This is a genomic window from Neobacillus bataviensis LMG 21833 (genome assembly GCF_000307875.1).
GTDB lineage: Bacteria > Bacillota > Bacilli > Bacillales > Cytobacillaceae > Neobacillus > Neobacillus bataviensis.
Window position 1 is genome coordinate 26,123 of record NZ_AJLS01000137.1, and the last position, 18,178, is coordinate 44,300.

Below are 18,178 nucleotides of genomic sequence, written 5' to 3' on the forward strand. Positions count from 1 at the left end.
GAGGAATAAACTTGAAGCAGATTCTATTATCTGAAAAATTGTTTCACGGAGCCGTTTCAGTGGAAAAAACGAACGAGTATATGAAGCCGTGGAGAATCCCTTTTGACAAGCGAGAGTTCTATTATCCAAACGGCATTAATGGCCAAGCGGAAATGCCGGCAGGAGTGCGGATCAAAATTCGTAGCAATACCCAATCGATTAAGATTGGGATTATGGAAGCCTCTGAGTTAATGGAAATGGATTGTGTCATTGATGGTACGCTAGTAAAAACAGCGTACCTACCTGCAGGGGAAACAATCGTTCATTTTGAATCCCTTGCCGGGCAAACGAAGTTGATTGAAATCTATTTATCTCAGAAAGTACCTGTTTCCGTGTCAGGGATTTGGATTGATGAAGGGGCAGAGTGGGAACTAGTAGACGATTCACGTTTACAGTGGATTACCTATGGAAGTTCGATCACTCATTGTTATTATTCCGATAGTCCGTCGCAAACGTGGCCGGCACTGGCTGCAGAGAAAATGGATTTGAATCTTACCTGTCTTGGGTATAGCGGCAATTGTCATTTAGAGCCGATGGTCGCCAGAATGATTCGCGATCTGCCTGCTGCTTTTATTTCCATATGTGCAGGGATTAATATCGTGGGTGGAAAGACATTATCGGACAGAACGTTCACCCCTGCATTAATCGGCTTCATCCAAACGATTAGGGATGTGCACAAGGATGTACCACTGGCGATTATGTCTCCGATTTTTCATAGGGAAAGAGAAACAGCAGCAAATGAAGTGGGCTTATCACTGGAAAAAGTAAGAAGCGATATTCGTCAAGTCATTGATATGCTAAAGCAGCATGGTGATCAAAACATCTATTATCTAGACGGACTTGACCTGTTTGGCGAAGAGTATGAAATATACATGCCTGATGGCCTGCACCCCAATGGGGAAGGCGATAAAATCATGGCTGTTCGATTTCAGGAATTAATCGAAGCGCACGTGCCCGTTAATGCGGGATAAAAAAATAGAAAGAGGTGGGGAATATGTTCCAACAAGGCTATATGGGGAAGTTAAATACAGTGATGGAATGGATTACGCGATTTTTTGTCCTGCAATTAATCTGGATCTTATTCTCGTTTGCCGGGCTGATTATTGGAGGCATATTCCCGGCTACTTTTACCATGTTTGCGATTAGTAGAAAATGGATCCATAAACAAACGGAATTTCCTATTTTTCGGACGTTTTGGGAGTTGTACCGAACAAGCTTTGTGAAAACCAATCTTCTGGGCTGGGTGATTACTGCAACGGGTTTCAGTTTGTATTATTATTACCAATTGTTAAAAGGACCCGAGGATATGATGGGGACTGTGTTACTCATTGTCGTTTGGATCATGGGGATCCTCTACTTGATGACGGTCTTGTTTATCATGCCAGTCTATGTCCATTTTGATATCAAGCTGGTGAATGTTGCGAAGTATGCGCTGATCATTGCTATTGGCAATCCATTCCATGTGCTTAGTATGGCAGCACTGGTCGTTGGATTTAGTATGGTCATCATCCTTATTCCGGGGCTAATCCCGTTTTTTAGTTTTAGTTTATTAGCGTTTGGACTTATGTGGTTGGCGAATACTGCGTTTACTAGTATGGAGCGTAAAACGGCTAAATTACTTTCTTTAAAGAAAGGGCGTGCCATGGATGGTGCTTGATTTAATAACTAGATGTGTAAGTTCTTTAACGAAAGTTTTTGCTGATCAAGAATTGAAGGACAGCGCTGTAACCAATGGTTCAGCGCTTTTAAATGAATCGTTTTCCTTTCAGATTGCCTATAAATCTACCAGGTTGGTAAAGGATATTAGGGTGCGGATCCAATCGACGTTGAAAGAGAAAATAACTGTTCGTTCCGTAGGGTTGGCCCCATCAGAATTCCCTTGTTATCACGATCATGATGATCTCATCCTCAGGATCACGCCTGGCTTATATCCTGATCCACTTTATCCGCTTGATAAACGGGATGGACTGACGGCCTTCCCGGAACAATGGCGTGCTATTTGGATTACGGTTGACCTTCAAGGTGATGTCGATCCAGGCAGACATCTAATTGAAGTGAATTTTGAAAAGGAAAATAGGGAATATCTCGGTAGGGAAATGTTTGAATTAGAGGTCATTGCGGCCGAACTGCCAGAACAACAATTAATACATACAGAATGGTTCCATACGGATTGCTTAGCTACTTATTACAATGTGGATATCTTTAGCGAAGAACATTGGAGACGGATTGAGCAATTCGTGCAAACTGCTGTAAAGCATGGAATGAATATGATCTTAACACCGTTATTTACCCCTCCATTAGATACGGAAGTTGGCGGTGAGCGTCCGACTGTACAGCTTGTTGACGTAGAAAAATCAGGTGACACATACCATTTCCGATTCGACACGCTCAGAAGATGGATTGAATTATGCAGGAATGCAGGAATCACGTATTTTGAGTTTTCCCACCTGTTCACCCAATGGGGGGCAAAGCATGCTCCGAAAATAATCGGTTATGAAAAGGGAGAGCAAAAACAGTTTTTTGGCTGGGATACGGATGCAGCCGGTGATGAATACCGTCAATTTCTTCACCAATTTCTACCTTGTTTAATTGATTTTATTAAACAAAATGGATTAGAGCATCGTGTGTTTTTCCATGTGTCAGACGAGCCGCATCTTGATCAAGTGGAATCCTATCAAAATGCCAGTGAGATTCTACAAACCTATGTGAAGGATTTTCCGGTCATTGACGCCCTTTCAGACTATACGTTTTACGAAAAAGGGCTTGTCAAAACGCCGATTCCTTCCAATGACCATATCCAGCCTTTTTTGGATAATGGTGTAGAAAATCTGTGGACCTATCATTGCTGTGTCCAATATAAAAAAGTTGCTAATCGCTTTTTCAATATGCCATCGTTCCGCAATCGGGTTCTCGGCATGCAATTGTATAAATTCAACATCGCTGGCTTTCTTCACTGGGGCTATAATTTCTGGTATTCGCAATACTCGAAAAAACCAATTGATCCATTTAGAAATACCGATGCCCATTATGCCTTCCCATCAGGCGATGCTTTTCTTGTCTATCCAGGTGAAGAAGGCCCGATTGAATCCATTCGACTTGAGGTTCTACATGAGGCACTCCAAGATTTACGTGCCCTTCAATTGTTAGAAAGCTTCATTGGCAGAGAACAAGTGCTTGAGCTTTTGGAAGAAGGCTTGGATGGCGGGATCACGTTTGAACAATATCCTCTAAACCGGGAGTGGTACCTGCTAAAAAGAGAAGAGATTAATGAAAAGATTAAAGAGAATCTTTGAAATGGATATTTTTTTAGCGGTAAGAATAAAAAGAAAGGGGCTTTGAGATATGTTTAAGGCGAAAGAAAAATATGTGTATACACCACCAGCAAATGGTTATCCAGAATGGAATAATAATCCGGAAATATTTCAACTAAATCGTTTGCCGGCACATGCCACAAGCATGCCGTTTTTATCTGTAGATGATGCAATGACAAGGGATCTTATGGAGTCGCCGTTTTGCAAATCGTTAAATGGCGAATGGAAATTCACCTTTTCCGAGAACCCAGCGTCAAAGACGGTGGACTTCTTTACGCTTGGTTTCGATGAAAGTGCGATGAAGTCGATTCAGGTGCCCTCGCATTGGCAGTTCCAAGGATATGATTATCCGCAGTATACCAATGTCCGCTACCCATGGGAAAACCAAGAAGACCTCAAGCCGCCATTTGCGCCAACAAAGTATAATCCTGTTGGCCAATACATTACTTATTTTGAACAGCCAAAAGAGTGGGACAATCAGCCCGTGTACATTCATTTTGCAGGAGTGGAATCCGCATTTTATGTGTGGATAAATGGAGAACTGGTTGGATATAGTGAAGACAGTTTTACTCCGAGTGAGTTTGACATCTCACCCTATTTAATAGAAGGAAAAAATAAATTAGCTGTTGAGGTCTATCGCTGGAGTGATGCCAGCTGGTTGGAAGATCAGGACTTTTGGCGTTTAAGTGGGATTTTCCGCGATGTCTATCTATATACTACACCGATTCTTCATGTTCGCGATTATTTTGTACAAACACATTTGGATGATCACTATCAGAATGCAGAACTGTCTGTCGACATGAAGCTATCCAATTATGCCAGTTTGTTTGATGTGCCGGTTACGATTGAAGTGCAATTATTCGACCCGGCTAAAAACCGTGTGTTCCATGAAATGGTGGCGGAAAATTACCAGCAATCAATGGAAGAAGCAGAGCTGAAGTTCTCCAAAGAAATTCTTTCGCCGTCCCTTTGGAGTGCAGAGCAGCCGGCGCTTTATACCTTTGTCGTGACAGTGAAAACAATGGATGGAACCGTTATGGAAGCGCAAAGCTGTCAAGTAGGTTTCCGAAAAATTGAAATCAAAAATAGTCTGATGCTGGTTAATGGCAAACGAATCTTATTTAACGGTGTGAATCGTCATGAGTGGTCGCATCTTCGTGGGCGTTCTGTGACGAAAGAGGATATGCTTCACGATGTTCTTGCCATGAAAAAACATAATATTAACGCTGTTCGCACTTCCCATTATCCAAATCATCCCTATTGGTATGAATTATGTGATCAATACGGGCTGTATGTGATTGATGAAGCAAACCTAGAAACGCACGGCTCTTGGTCATATGGCCAAACAGAACTCCTTGATACCGTTCCAGGGGATAAGGAAGAGTGGACAGCAAATGTCATAGATCGCTGCCATTCCATGCTGCATCGGGATAAAAATCATCCATCGATCGTGATTTGGTCGCTCGGAAATGAATCCTTTGGCGGCACGAACTTTATTAAGATGAAGGAACATATCAAGAAAGAGGATCCAACACGTCTTGTTCATTACGAGGGTGTGGCCCACTACCGAGCCTCAAGCGATGCATCTGAAATCGAAAGCATGATGTATGAGCATCCATCAAAGCTCGAGGCATATGCCTTACATGCTAAAACGAGCGATGTGCCGGCAAAGCCTTATATTGTCTGTGAATATGCGCATGCGATGGGAAATTCAGTTGGAAATCTCTATCAATATACAGATCTATTTAATCAGTATCCGATTTTGCAGGGCGGTTTTATTTGGGATTTTAAGGATCAAGCCATTCAAACGACGGCCGAAACGGGCGAAACGTATTTAGCCTACGGGGGCGATTTTGGTGAATCACCAAATGACGGAAACTTTAGCGGCAATGGCCTATTATTTGCAAACGGGTCTTTAACACCGAAAATGTATGAAGTGAAAAAGTGCTATCAGCCAATTGATATTCGCCGTGAAGACAACCTCTTTACCATCATGAACAAGCAGCTTTTCACCGAACTGAACGAATATGAAGCAAGATGGACGATGCTGAGAGATGGGGAAGAAATTGCAAGTGATACAATACGTGTTTCTTGTCCGCCATTATCGGAGACGATCATGGACCTGACTGATGTTCTAGCAAACTATGTAGAAGAAGATTATGAATCGATTATTACGATTAGTTTCCATACGGTAAAAGATCAGCTTTGGGCTGATAAAGGTCATGAAATTGCATTTGATCAATTTGTCTTATCCGACCGCAGTGTTGCTGCGTCAGTACCAAGCCAGCCCATTAAAAACCTTGAGGAAACCCACGGGCATGTAAAAATTGAGGGAGAAACATTCTCCGCTGTTTTAGACAAAGCAACAGGGCTGATTACATCTTTTGTAAAACAGGGTGCTGAGGTATTAGCTGACCCAATCGTACCGAATTTCTGGCGGGCACTTACCGATAATGACCGCGGGAACAAGTTAGACGAGCGTGCGGGGATTTGGGAACACGCCGGCAGGACGGCTAAGCTTCAACAATTGAATGTGGAAGAAAAGGATAAAACAGTTGAGATTCGGACTGTATTTCAATTGCAAACATCGCCTGTGTCACAATGTACGGTTGATTACGAAATAACCGGAGATGGAGAAGTCCGGGTTGTGTTTGAACTACAGCCTGGTGAGGGGCTGCCGGAAATTCCGGAAATCGGGATGATTATTCCTTTGAAAAAATCGTTTGAACATCTTTCCTGGTATGGAAAGGGTCCACATGAGAATCATTGGGATCGTGAAAAAGGTGCTAAAATCGGGCGATATGTTTCGACTGTGGAAAATGAATTTGTTCCATATTTAAAACCGCAGGAGCATGGTAATAAAATCGATGTTCGTTCCTTTGAAATTGCGAATGAGCAGGGAGTAAAACTCCAAGTAACAGGTGATTCGTTGCTAGAAATCAATGCAGGTGCCTACACTGCCACAGAATTACAGGAGGCAGGGCATCCATATCAATTGCCTGAGAGGACAAAAACATATGTCCGTATCAACCATAAGCAAATGGGTGTTGGCGGCGATGACTCCTGGCAGGCAAAAACACATCCAGAATTCACGCTATTTGCAGATCAGATGTATCGGTATGGATTTACCATTCAATAATTAGTTTGGCAAGGGTAGTACAAGATTTAAGAAGGATTAAGACATGCAGTGTCTTAATCCTTCTTTTTTTATGCTGGAAATTCTTGCACAATATGTATTTTTTGCGTTATTGTCATGTTTTTGTAAACACTTTCAAAAGCGACACATAGGCAAAAACCTACATATCTACAAGAAAGCAAAGGCATTGTATGATCGGATTAACCAAGGAAGTCAGAATATTTAAACCAGAACCTACTTTGAAAAGAGGGAGTCATTTGGGGAAAAAGTGGAAAAGCCGTACTTTTATCATTCCAATTGTATTAGCACTAATAGTATCGATTTTTGTCCCTTTTCAACCTGGCTACGCGGCCGAGAAAAAGGATGGAAACCAACAGGATCTGCTGGAACCTACTACCGTTATGAAGACAAGCTATGAGGAGTATCTAGCGAAAGTAAGTGATGGTGGAAGAAAACCGGCAGTTGATATCGTGATCGATGAACAAAACCTGCTGGATCGTGAGAAATATGAAACAATTCGTGACTTTGAAGGACAAGCGGGAACATCAGTTGTGAGTCCTGAAGAAGGCACAATGAAATGGGATTTTGATGTCCCGGAAGCCGGACTCTACAATGTTCAGATTGACTATTACCCTTATAAAGGGAAGGGCATGAATATTGAAAGAGAATTGAAGATTAATGGAGAAATTCCATTTAGAAATGCGCAATATCTATCGTTTTCTAGGGTCTGGAAGGATGCGAACAAAGTTAAAAAGGATGCGAATCAAAATGAAATCCGTCCATCCCAAGTGGAAGAACCGCGTTGGCAAACTACTTATTTCAGTGATTATTTAGGCTATGTACAGGAACCGCTTTACTTTCATTTTAATAAAGGTAAAAACAGTATTGAGCTCAAGGCCATCCAGGATACGATGCTAATTCGCTCACTGAAACTAACACAGTATGAAGAAACCCCAACATACGCAGACGTTCAAAAGGTATATCAAGCGAATCACTATCAAAAGGTGAAGCTGGATCAGGAAATTAAAATCCAGGCCGAGGCTGCTGCTTACAAGTCAGATCCAATGCTTTATCCGACATTTGACCGATCCACTCCTGCAACGGAACCGAGCCATCCAACGAAAATCCGCTTAAATACCATTGGAGGGGATACGTGGAAACGAGTCGGACAATGGCTGACATGGGAAGTAGATGTGCCGGAATCGGGACTCTATGAAATTGGCATGAAATATTGGCAAAATCTGAAAAGTGGTTCCTATGCAGCAAGATCATTAAAAATTGATGGAAAAATCCCGTTTAAGGAAATGGAGAATATTTCATTCAATTATGATGCTGCTTGGCAAATCGATAAGCTTCACGGGAAGGATCCGTACTTATTTTATTTAGAAAAAGGAAAGCATGAGATTCGACTTGATGTTTCCCTCGGTGCTTTAGCAGAAACGATCAGTACGGTAGAGACTGATTTAATCCATCTAAATGAGGCCTATCGTGAAATGTTAATGATTATCGGCAGCACGCCCGATCCATTCCGGGATTATCAATTGGCGAAGCGAACGCCTGAAGCACTAAAGAAATTAAAAGAAGCAAAAGAAAGCTTAGCAAAGGTGTCCGCCGATTTAACGAAGAAAACGGCGAAAAAAGGAGTTACCACGGCAACGTTAGATACATTGGTTATCCAGCTGGATCAAATGGTACAAGACCCTAAATCGATAAAAGACAGATGGAAGGCCTTTCAAAACAATTTATCCTCGCTTGGTGCATGGGTTCTAAGTATGCAGGAGAACCCTTTGCAGCTGGATTATTTGTTCCTCACCTCCAGTCAGTTAGAAACACCAACGGCAGGGGCAAATATATTTGCGAGCAGTTGGTATTCGACCCGATCTTTTGTCGGCTCATTCTTTGAGGATTATTCCAGCCTCGGTGGTGAAACCGATAAAAATAATTTAACGGTATGGGTAGCAAGCCGAGACTATGGGAATATTCTAAATTCGCTCGTGAAGAATTATTTTGAGAATCAAACAGGGATCCATGTCAACGTGGAGATTGTTGATGCTGCCACCCTTTTGCCGGCAACATTAGCAGGACAAGGGCCGGATGTGGCCCTCGGTGTGCCTATTTCATCGCCAGTCAATTATGCGATCAGGAATGCCCTTGTCGATGTCAGTCAATTAACTGGTTATGAGGATGTGGAAGCGCGCTTTTCACCAAGTGCAGTTTTGCCTTACCGCTTAAACGGAGGAGTTTTTGCCTTACCGGAGACGCAAACGTTTCCAATGATGTTTTATCGAAAAGATATTTTTGAAGAATTAGGGATCCAAAAACCAGAAACATGGGCCGATCTCTATGAGATTATGCCTTATATCCAAAAGAATCAAATGAATATTGGCATTCCAATTAACGGTGTAACAGGGACAGGGGCCGTTGCCGGTGTCGAATCGACCTTAAGTTCATACACGATGTTTTTATATCAAAATGGCGGCCGGTTATATTCGGACAATGGGGCAGCAACAAAATTGGAATCGCCGGAAGCGGTGAAGGCTTTCAAGGATTGGACTTCGTTATTTGTTGATTACTCCATCCCGGTCCTCTATGATTTTGCGAACCGTTTTCGTACAGGTGAGATGCCCATTGGGATTGCTGACTATTCTACCTTTAACTACTTATCGGTTTTTGCACCGGAGTTAAAGGGATTATGGGAAATGGCCCCCGTACCGGGAACAATGCAGCCAGATGGAACGATCAATCGGTCGGTCAGCAGTTCGGGAACAGCCGCAATCATGTTAAAGGCTTCGAAAAAGCAACAAGAGGCATGGGAGTTTATGAAATGGTGGACATCCGCAGATATACAGGCGAAATTTGGTAATGAGTTAGAAAGCATTATTGGTGTTGCAGCAAGATATGCGACCGCCAATCAGGAAGCAGTGGAGATTCTTGGATGGCCGTCTGCTGTGTATCGCAACCTTGAAAACCAATGGAAATGGGTGGAAGGAAATCCAGAGGTTCCGGGCGCATATTTCACCTCAAGACATATTGAGAATGCCTTTCGCCGTGTCTATAACGATTTGGATGATCCAAGAGAAACGATTCTTGATTATAAACAATTGATTGATCGGGAAATTACCAACAAACGAAAAGAGTTTGGCTTACATTTAGAAGAATGATAGGGGGGATACCATGAGTAATGCTGAGGGAGGCACACAGCTTCGGAACGCAGAATATGTTCCTTCTAATGAAGGAATCGATCTTATACAACCAGACAGCGCTCAACGAGAAACAGCCTTTCAGCGCTGGAAAGAAAAGTCGAGAAGATTGGGCAAACAGGTGAAAGAAAATAGGATTTCTTATTTATTTCTTGCCCCCTTTGCCCTGATTTTCAGTGTGTTTTATGTGCTGCCGGTCATCATCTCGATTGGCCTAAGCTTTACCTACTACAATATTTTGGAGCCGCCGAAATTTATTGGCTGGCAGAATTACTTAAATTTGTTTGTATCCGATGATTTGTTTATCAAGTCGATTAAAACCACGTTTTTATTCGCGTTTATCACGGGCCCGATTGGGTATATTGGTTCGTTTTTATTCGCCTGGTTTATCAATGAGCTCCCAAGAAAGGTTCGTACGATTTTAGTCGTCGTTTTTTATGCCCCGTCCTTATCAGGACAAGTGTTTGTCATCTGGGGAATCATTTTTAGCGGCGATCAGTACGGGTTTATCAATGGATTCCTTATGAAGATTGGGATTCTGAAAGAACCGATACAATGGTTTACCAACCCTGATTATATGCTGCCGGCATTGTTTATTGTCATCCTTTGGACAAGTGTTGGTGCAGGGTTTCTTGCCTTTGTTGCCGGACTGCAGACACTTGATAAGAGCTTGTTTGAAGCAGGCTATATTGATGGGGTGAGCAACAGGTGGCAGGAGCTATGGTTTATTACACTGCCGCAGATGAGGCCGCAATTAATGTTTGGTGCCATCTTAACGATTACCGGATCATTTGCGATCCACGATGTGATTGTGCCGTTAGCTGGTTTCCCATCGACGGATTATGCTGCCCATACGATTGTCTCTCACCTAGTTGATTTCGGGACGATTCGCTTTGAAATGGGATATGCGTCAGCCATCGCAACTCTCTTATTTTTAGTTATGATCACTTGCAATATTTTGATTCAAAAGATCTTGAAAAGGGTGGGGACATAATGGAATTGAAAATCAAGCGGAGAACCCCAAATCGTTCCTTGTATGGTGATATCTTTAACGTTTTGGCCCTGCTGGCAGTAGCCTCATTTATGGCATTGCCGCTTGTGTATGCCGTAAATAATGCATTCAAGCCATTAGAAGAGCTATTTCAATTCCCGCCAAAGTTTTTTGTGAGACATCCAACGTTTGATAACATTCGGGATTTATTTACCTTAATGAATTCTTCCTGGGTACCGTTCACACGTTATATTTTTAACACGGTCTTTATCACCGTGATTGGTTCATTTCTGCATCTTGTAGTCGCGTCACTCGCAGCCTATGTATTAGCAAAGCATAAATTTCCCGGACAAAAGATGTTCTTTAGCATGGTCATTCTGGCATTAATGTTCTCACCACATGTAACAGCCATTCCAAACTATTTAATCATGGCGAAAATTGGCTGGATCGATAGCTATCTTTCTTTAATTGTCCCGGCAATTGCTGCGCCGCTCGGCGTCTTTCTGATGAAGCAGTTTATGGAGCAGATTCCGGTTTCCTTATTGGAATCAGCAAGACTCGATGGCGCTAATGAATTCTATGTATTTTGGAAAGTGGCGATGCCGCTTGTTAAACCGGCATGGTTGACATTACTGATCTTCTCTTTCCAGGCGCTTTGGAGCTTAAATGGGGGGACATTTATTTACAACGAAGCTTTGAAGACGCTGCCGACCGCCTTGAATCAAATTGTGGCAACAGGTTTTTCACGGGCTGGGGCGGCTTCAGCGATTGCCCTGTTTATGATGGTTGTTCCATTATCGGTGTTTATTGTTTCACAAAGCAATGTGATTGAAACGATGTCTACTTCAGGAATTAAGGACTAAGGGGGTGCTGATAAAAGTGTTTCGAACGTTATTGAAATATACAGCGGTCCTGCTGCTAGTGATCTATGTTTCTAGCGTATTTAGCCAAAGCGCTTCAGCGGATGCTCCGTATGATAGCTACACGTATAACTTCTGGCTTGAGCCAGTAAAAAGTCCCAGTCCCTATCTTCCCGTAAGTGAAATGAATGGACAAGCACTTGGCGTTGGGGAATTAAAGGAGCCGAGCGATCTGTTTGTGACGAAGGATGGCACGATTTATGTGGTGGATACCAAGAATAATCGCATTGTCTACTTTAATGAAAAAATGGAACCGCTTGGCGAGATTACATCCTTTCATCATGGTGATAGCCTGAATCAGCCGCAGGGGATTTTTGTCACAAGTGAGAATCATAAATTTGTAGCAGACACGGAAAATCAACGGATTGTTGAATTCGATCAGGAGAACCGATTTGTGAGGAGCATCGTGAGACCAGAAACGAACTTGCTTACGGATAAGACCGGGTTCCGACCGACAAAGGTAGCGGTTGATGGCGCCGGCAGGATTTTTGCGATTGCAATCGGTGTGAACTCAGGGATCATTGAGCTGAATCCTGACGGCACCTTCCAAGGATTTATGGGTGCTTCCGAGGTTTCTGTTGATCCACTTAAATATATTTGGACTAAATATTTTGCGTCAGAAGAACAAATCAAACGGATGAAGCTTATCATTCCAACCGAATACAATAATCTTTTTCTTGATGAGAATGAGTTTCTTTACGTCACACTTGGAAACATCAGCAAAGAGGAGCGCGGGAAAGATGTGATCCGCCGATTAAACCCTTCAGGTGTCAATGTGCTGCGTGATTTTGGCTATGGTTCGCCAATCGGCGACTATTATATCAGTAACTCCAATAAATTTACGCAATTTCGTGATATTTCCGTCACCGATTATCATGTGTATAGTGCACTAGATGGTACGGATGGGAAAATCTTCACGTATGATTATGACGGAAATTTATTGTATGTCTTTGGTGGAAACGGCAATCGTCTAGGGAATTTCTTGAATCCGGTTGCACTTGGGCAATATGACGATCAATTATTTGTGTTGGATAACAAGAAAAATGCGATTATTACCTTCGAGCTAACGGCGTATGGAAAAACAGTGAATGCGGCGATCAAGGCACATAATGATGGTGACTATCAAGGATCGGCGAAGAAATGGAAAGAGGTATTAGCATTAAATGCGAATGCGGATCTTGCCTATACAGGGCTTGGGAAAGTTTATCTGCGCAATGATGAGAACAAGCGAGCGATGGAATACTTTAAGCTGGCAGATAACAGAAAATACTATTCTAAAGCATTTAGCGATTATCGAAGAGAATATTTAAATGAACATTTTGGCAGGATTATGACATCTGTTCTGTCCGCTCTTATCATCATGATTTTCGTTCGCCTGGTATTGACATCACAATGGTTTACAAGAAGAGGCAGAAAGGAGGCAGAAAATGAGTCCCTATCTTAGTGCATTATCCTATAGCCTACATCTCATTTTCCGTCCCTTCGATGGGTTTTGGGATTTGAAAAAGGAAAAACGTGGATCGGTAGCAGCAGCCAGCACGATTACCCTTCTTGTGGTCGTGACCTTTATTGTCGGGCAGCAATATACCGCATTCCTATTTAATTTTAATAATGTCAAAGAATTAAATATTTATTTAGAAATTGCCAGTGTCTTACTACCATTTCTCTTATTCTGTACTGCCAATTGGTGTTTAACTTCTTTAGCAGATGGTGAAGGCACATTTAAAGATATTTTTATTGCAGCGGCTTATTCATTAACACCGATTATTCTCATTAATGTCCCATTGGTCATCCTGTCGCATGTATTAAATTTCGAAGAGGGAGCCTTCTATTATTTCTTTCTTTCGATTTCCTTGCTCTGGTCGGCTGCCTTGCTCTTTTTTGGCACCATGGTTACGCATCAATACTCGTTAAAAAGGACGGCCTTAACCATTGTGGGTATTTTGATCGGTATGGGATTAATTGTTTTTATCGCCTTATTGTTTACAAGTGTCATCCAGCAAATTATCGGTTTTTTCTATATTATCTATAAAGAAATACGCTTTCGTGTGTGAAGGAGGGGTGACAGTGCAAAAATATATGATCGTAATAATGGTTCTCATCCTTTCACTTGTGGCCATCATTCCACCTTCAAAAGCATCTGCGGCCACACAAGTAGAAGCAGAATTGAAAAAACTGCAAATGGAGTTAGTCAGTGAAAATGAGAATTTACTGTTTTACATGAATAAGCAAACAGCGGAATTTGCCATTGTGTCTAAACAGAGTCAAGCTGTTTGGTATTCCAATCCCGTTCAGGCGGAATCAGATACCATTGCAACCTTGGATAACAAAGAGAAATTACGCTCCCAGCTGACGGTAAGGTATTTGAATCGCAAGGTCCAAGAGGGATTTTTGAGTTCGTATAAAGATGCGGTCAAAAATAATCAAGTGAAGATCCAAAAGATTAAAAATGGTGTCCGCGTGACCTATACGCTGGGAAAAGAAATTGAAGGAAATATTATTCCGAAAAAAATCAGCTATGAGCGAATGGACAAATTTCTAGCGAAGATGAGCGAAGATGATCAAAAGGAAGTCTTACGTTTGTATCAAGAAGATCCGGCAAATAAGCTTTATATTCTAAGGTCAAAGGCACCGAGCTTTCGCCAAAAAGCAGCTGAACCATTATTTGCCGAAGCCGGATATACAGCGGAAGAGTATGCCAAAGATATTGAAGAAAATCAGGTTGAGGAGGCCGGTGGAGCATTTTTTACCGTACCGGTTGAATATGTCATTGAACAGGATTCTTTCAAAGCAACGATTGATCATAAGGATATAGTCAATGGCGAGGAATCCACTTTAACGGACATCAAACTGCTTGAGTATTTCGGTGCAGCCGATTCTGCTGAAAATGGGTATTTATTTGTCCCAGATGGTTCGGGGGCATTGATTAACTTTAATAATGGCAAAAAAACCGCAACAACGTATATTTCCAACGTATTTGGTGCAGATGAGACCCTGAATTATCAGACAAGCTCAAGCGACAACCAGGATATTGCCGTAAGAATGCCTGTTTTTGGCGTAAAAAAGGACGACCAAGCCCTTTTTGCCGTGATTACGAAGGGAGCAACGCACGCTAAAGTCTATGGGGATATTTCAGGGAAGACGAATTCCTATAACTTTGCTCATGCAGAGTTCACGATTGTGCCAAATGGCAAAAGTGCTTTGCAAAATCGGACGGGGAATGGAGCGCTTCAGCTTTATCAAAAAGAGCCATATGAGGGAAAGTATCAGATCCAATATTTCTTTTTAAACAAGGATCAAGCTGATTATTCTGGCATGGCTCGTGTATATCAGGCTTACCTTGAGAAAAACGGCGTATTGAAACGGACCAAACAGAAAGAGGATATTCCCTTCTATATGGAAGTTTTGGGAGGAATCAATGTGAGGAAAACCTTCCTCGGTATTCCTTATGATGGGACAGAGGTGCTGACCACCTACAAAGAGGCACAAGAAATGCTGAGCAAAGTACAGGCAAGCGAGATCCATAACCTCAAAGTGATCATGAATGGTTGGTTTAATGGCGGCATTCATCATGACTATCCGGATGAAATCAAGGAAATGAAAGACTTAAACGATGGAAACTATACACGAAATTCCTTGATTGATTATACAGAGAAGGAAAAGATTCCACTCTATTTCGAGGTTGATTTCCAGCACGTATACCGTGATAAGATGTTTGATGGCTTTTCCAAGGATAGTCAAGCGACCCGCTATTTTGATAATACAATCGCGGTATTAAAACGAAAGAATTTGGTTAAGGATGGCATTGATAAACGGTCTAGTACGTTAAATCCGGAACGCTATATCTTAAGTTCCGCTGATACGAAGCCGCTTGTCAGCGATTTTCTCAGCAGTGACAAAACTAATTCACTAAAAGGATTATTGTTACGTTCCATGACCAAAAGTCTTTCCTCCAATTTTTCGCAGAAACATCAGCTTGACCGGGAAGCAAGTATGGAAAACTATCAATCCTCTTTTGAGCTTTTAAAAGAAAAGAAGATTAATTTGTTAGGGAGAAATGCGAATAGTTATGCCATTGGTTACTTGCAGGATATGGTTGACATTCCAATGTACTCAAATGAGTATACAATTCTGGATGAAACGGTTCCGTTTTATCAAATGGTGTTAAAGGGATATGTGGAATTTGCGGGTAATGCGTTGAACTTAACCGAGGATTTCAAAACCGATTATTTAAAGGCGGTGGAATCGGGTGCAGGTCTGTATTTTACCTGGATGTATCGCGGGAATGAAATACTTAAAAATACGGAATTTGCTACCTATTACTCTGTACAATTCGACTCCTGGTTTAGGGAGGCAATGGAGAAATACAAAGAGATGAATCAGCAGTTAAAGATAACACAAAACCAGCGGATTATTCACCATGAACAGATCGCAGAACAGGTATATCAAACAAGCTATGAAAATGGTGTGGACGTGTATGTCAATTATCGAGACCAGGACTTTCAATTGCCAAGTGGTGCAATCGTGAAAGCGAAGGAATTTGCTGTAGAAGGCGGTGGGAAGCGATGAATAAAGTGAATCTTGCCGTGAATGTGAAGACAAAGGTAAGGAACAAGAAAAGAAAAAGCCTGACCCTTACCCAACAAAAGGCGCTGTTTGGCTATCTGTTTATCGCACCGTTTTTCATTGGCTTCTTGTTGCTGTTCTTAACACCGCTAATCCAATCACTGCAATTTAGTTTTAGTAAGTTAAGTGTTACGTCCTCGGGCTACCACCTAACAAATATTGGTCTCGAAAACTATGAAAAAGTCCTTCGAGTTGATCCGAACTTTGTACCGTCCTTGCTGGCCAATGCGACGGAAATTATCTCAAGGGTTCCAGTTATTATTATCTTCAGCTTTTTTGCCGCCAGTTTACTGAATCAGAAATTCAAAGGACGAGCCTTTGCCAGAGCGATATTCTTTCTGCCAGTTATTTTAACATCAGGGATTGTCTTGGCGATTGAAAACACGGATCTGCTCGTTAATGCGGCTCAAGGTGCAGCAAAGGAAGAAATTGAAAAGTCTACGACAGCGTTACAGTTTTTGCAATTTAGGCAACTTCTATTTGCCATCAATATCCCTGCGCCGATTGTCAGCTTTCTCATTCTAGCCGTGGATCAAATCTACGAAATTGTCATTGCTTCAGGTGTACAAATCTTAATCTTTTTAGCAGGGCTGCAGTCTGTTCCAAAATCCTTGTATGAAGCGTCCACGATGGATGGGGCGACAGGCTGGGAAAATTTTTGGAAAATCACCTTCCCAATGGTTAGCCCGTTAATCATTGTGAATCTAGTGTATACGATCATTAATACCTTTACGAGTGCAGATAATCAGATCATGTCATTAATTCGAACGACGATTTTCAGCCAATCTGAGTTTGGAAGAGGTTCCGCAATGGCATGGGTTTATTTAGGGACAGTTGCCCTGATATTGACGGTCTTATCACTAATTGTTCTAAAGCTAACTTCAAGATATAAAACCTAGGTCAGGAGGGGAAAAATCCATGCAGCTGCAAGTGAAACAAAAGCTTTCCTTTGAAGAACGAAAATACTTTATCCGGAAAAACGCCGGCCGGGTCGTATGGGCGTTGATTAGGGCGGTAATCATTTTTGGCATTTGCTTTGTCATCTTACAGCCGTTGTTAACGAAACTCAGTGTTTCTTTAATGACAGAGAGTGACCTGTACGATGCCTCTGTCGTTTATATTGCCCGCGAATTCACGATGACCAATTTTAAAACGGTTTTTGCCGCAATGGATTATGGCTCTGTTTTTTTTAGAACGCTGGGTCTGTCATTGCTGACAAGCCTGCTGCAACTCATTTCTTGTACGATTGTCGGTTATGGGTTTGCCCGTTTTAAATTTCCGTTTAAAAATACCTTGTTTATGGTGGTTATCTTTTGTTTATTGATACCGCCGCAGACATTAATGCTCCCGCTGTTTTTCCATTTTCGCTTTTTTGATTTCTTTGGCTTGTTTGAATGGATAACCGGAAAGAAAGGCATCAACTTATTAGACACATTGTGGCCGTTTATCTTGACATCGCTTACAGCCCAGGGGCTTAAAAATGGCTTATACATCTTCTTAATGCGGCAATATTTTAGCGGAATGCCAAATGAATTAGAAGAAGCCGCATATATGGACGGTTGTGGTGTGTTCAAAACATTTTATAAAATCATGCTGCCTAGTGCAGTGCCGATGATGATGACGATTCTGTTATTCGGGTTTGTCTGGCAGTGGACTGATAATTTCTACTCGAATTTGTATTTATCTGAGTATAAGGTGATGGCGAACTCTCTTGGTACATTAGCAAGCAAAGCCTTTTCAACGGAATTAAGTTTTGTCAGCCCTGCATTGGTATCCATGATCAATAATACAGGAACCATTTTAGTAATCATTCCGCTGTTCATCCTTTATTTCATCGCACAACGATACTTTGTTGAGAGCATTGAGCGCTCGGGGATCGTCGGATAAGAAGGGGTTCACCACTTCATCGTGGTGTTGGATAGCACTTGAAGGGGGTGGTTGTGGCAAGCAGCTTA

Annotated in this window: 12 protein-coding genes; all 12 read left to right on the forward strand. The window is 41.9% G+C overall.

From position 1 onward, the window contains the following. Positions 1-11 precede the first annotated feature (11 nt). The 12 genes from BABA_RS20840 to BABA_RS20900 all read left to right on the forward strand — a co-directional run bounded on the left by BABA_RS20840 (position 12) and on the right by BABA_RS20900 (position 18,110). Entirely contained in the window at positions 12-1,010 is a 999-nt protein-coding gene (locus BABA_RS20840; RefSeq protein WP_007087228.1) for an SGNH/GDSL hydrolase family protein, read from the forward strand. A 23-nt stretch (positions 1,011-1,033) separates the two neighbouring features. Further along, complete coding sequence (locus BABA_RS20845) at positions 1,034-1,696, forward strand: YesL family protein (RefSeq protein ID WP_007087229.1); 663 nt, start codon at positions 1,034-1,036, stop codon at positions 1,694-1,696. Further along, on the forward strand, positions 1,686-3,332 hold the full coding sequence (locus tag BABA_RS20850; RefSeq protein ID WP_007087230.1) for a DUF4091 domain-containing protein: 1,647 nt from the start codon (positions 1,686-1,688) through the stop codon (positions 3,330-3,332). The genes BABA_RS20845 and BABA_RS20850 overlap by 11 nt, the downstream gene beginning before the upstream one ends. 49 nt (positions 3,333-3,381) lie before the next feature. After that, complete coding sequence (gene lacZ / locus BABA_RS20855; RefSeq protein ID WP_007087231.1) at positions 3,382-6,489, forward strand: beta-galactosidase, LacZ type; 3,108 nt, start codon at positions 3,382-3,384, stop codon at positions 6,487-6,489. 254 nt (positions 6,490-6,743) lie between these two features. After that, positions 6,744-9,647 carry an extracellular solute-binding protein gene (locus BABA_RS20865; RefSeq protein WP_007087232.1) on the forward strand — a complete coding sequence of 968 codons (2,904 nt, stop codon included), beginning with the start codon at positions 6,744-6,746 and terminating at the stop codon, positions 9,645-9,647. A 13-nt stretch (positions 9,648-9,660) separates the two neighbouring features. Then, a complete protein-coding gene (locus tag BABA_RS20870) occupies positions 9,661-10,680 on the forward strand; it encodes a carbohydrate ABC transporter permease (RefSeq protein ID WP_007087233.1) in 1,020 nt (339 codons plus the stop codon). Beyond that, positions 10,680-11,540 carry a carbohydrate ABC transporter permease gene (locus BABA_RS20875; RefSeq protein WP_007087234.1) on the forward strand — a complete coding sequence of 287 codons (861 nt, stop codon included), beginning with the start codon at positions 10,680-10,682 and terminating at the stop codon, positions 11,538-11,540. Before BABA_RS20870 ends, BABA_RS20875 begins: the two co-directional genes overlap by 1 nt. A gap of 16 nt (positions 11,541-11,556) precedes the next feature. Further along, the gene (locus tag BABA_RS20880; protein ID WP_007087235.1) at positions 11,557-13,041 is read left to right on the forward strand and encodes an NHL repeat-containing protein; all 1,485 of its coding nucleotides are present in this window, start codon (positions 11,557-11,559) and stop codon (positions 13,039-13,041) included. Next, positions 13,025-13,651: a Yip1 family protein gene (locus BABA_RS20885; protein ID WP_007087236.1), complete on the forward strand. Its 627-nt coding sequence runs from the start codon at positions 13,025-13,027 to the stop codon at positions 13,649-13,651. Before BABA_RS20880 ends, BABA_RS20885 begins: the two co-directional genes overlap by 17 nt. Before the next feature lie 13 nt (positions 13,652-13,664). Beyond that, positions 13,665-16,166, forward strand: a complete 2,502-nt coding sequence (locus tag BABA_RS20890; protein WP_007087237.1) for a DUF5696 domain-containing protein — start codon at positions 13,665-13,667, stop codon at positions 16,164-16,166. Further along, complete coding sequence (locus tag BABA_RS20895; RefSeq protein ID WP_007087238.1) at positions 16,163-17,122, forward strand: carbohydrate ABC transporter permease; 960 nt, start codon at positions 16,163-16,165, stop codon at positions 17,120-17,122. Before BABA_RS20890 ends, BABA_RS20895 begins: the two co-directional genes overlap by 4 nt. 19 nt (positions 17,123-17,141) lie before the next feature. After that, complete coding sequence (locus BABA_RS20900; protein WP_007087239.1) at positions 17,142-18,110, forward strand: carbohydrate ABC transporter permease; 969 nt, start codon at positions 17,142-17,144, stop codon at positions 18,108-18,110. Positions 18,111-18,178 lie beyond the last annotated feature (68 nt).

What these genes read in the sequence shown, in the direction of transcription:
- BABA_RS20845 (WP_007087229.1), top strand. Translation starts at nt 1,034, where the DNA reads ATGTTCCAACAAGGCTATATGGGGAAGTTAAATACAGTGATGGAATGG.
- BABA_RS20850 (WP_007087230.1), top strand. Translation starts at nt 1,686, where the DNA reads ATGGTGCTTGATTTAATAACTAGATGTGTAAGTTCTTTAACGAAAGTT.
- BABA_RS20875 (WP_007087234.1), top strand. Translation starts at nt 10,680, where the DNA reads ATGGAATTGAAAATCAAGCGGAGAACCCCAAATCGTTCCTTGTATGGT.
- BABA_RS20885 (WP_007087236.1), top strand. Translation starts at nt 13,025, where the DNA reads ATGAGTCCCTATCTTAGTGCATTATCCTATAGCCTACATCTCATTTTC.
- BABA_RS20900 (WP_007087239.1), top strand. Translation starts at nt 17,142, where the DNA reads ATGCAGCTGCAAGTGAAACAAAAGCTTTCCTTTGAAGAACGAAAATAC.
- lacZ (WP_007087231.1), top strand. Translation starts at nt 3,382, where the DNA reads ATGTTTAAGGCGAAAGAAAAATATGTGTATACACCACCAGCAAATGGT.
- BABA_RS20870 (WP_007087233.1), top strand. Translation starts at nt 9,661, where the DNA reads ATGAGTAATGCTGAGGGAGGCACACAGCTTCGGAACGCAGAATATGTT.
- BABA_RS20895 (WP_007087238.1), top strand. Translation starts at nt 16,163, where the DNA reads ATGAATAAAGTGAATCTTGCCGTGAATGTGAAGACAAAGGTAAGGAAC.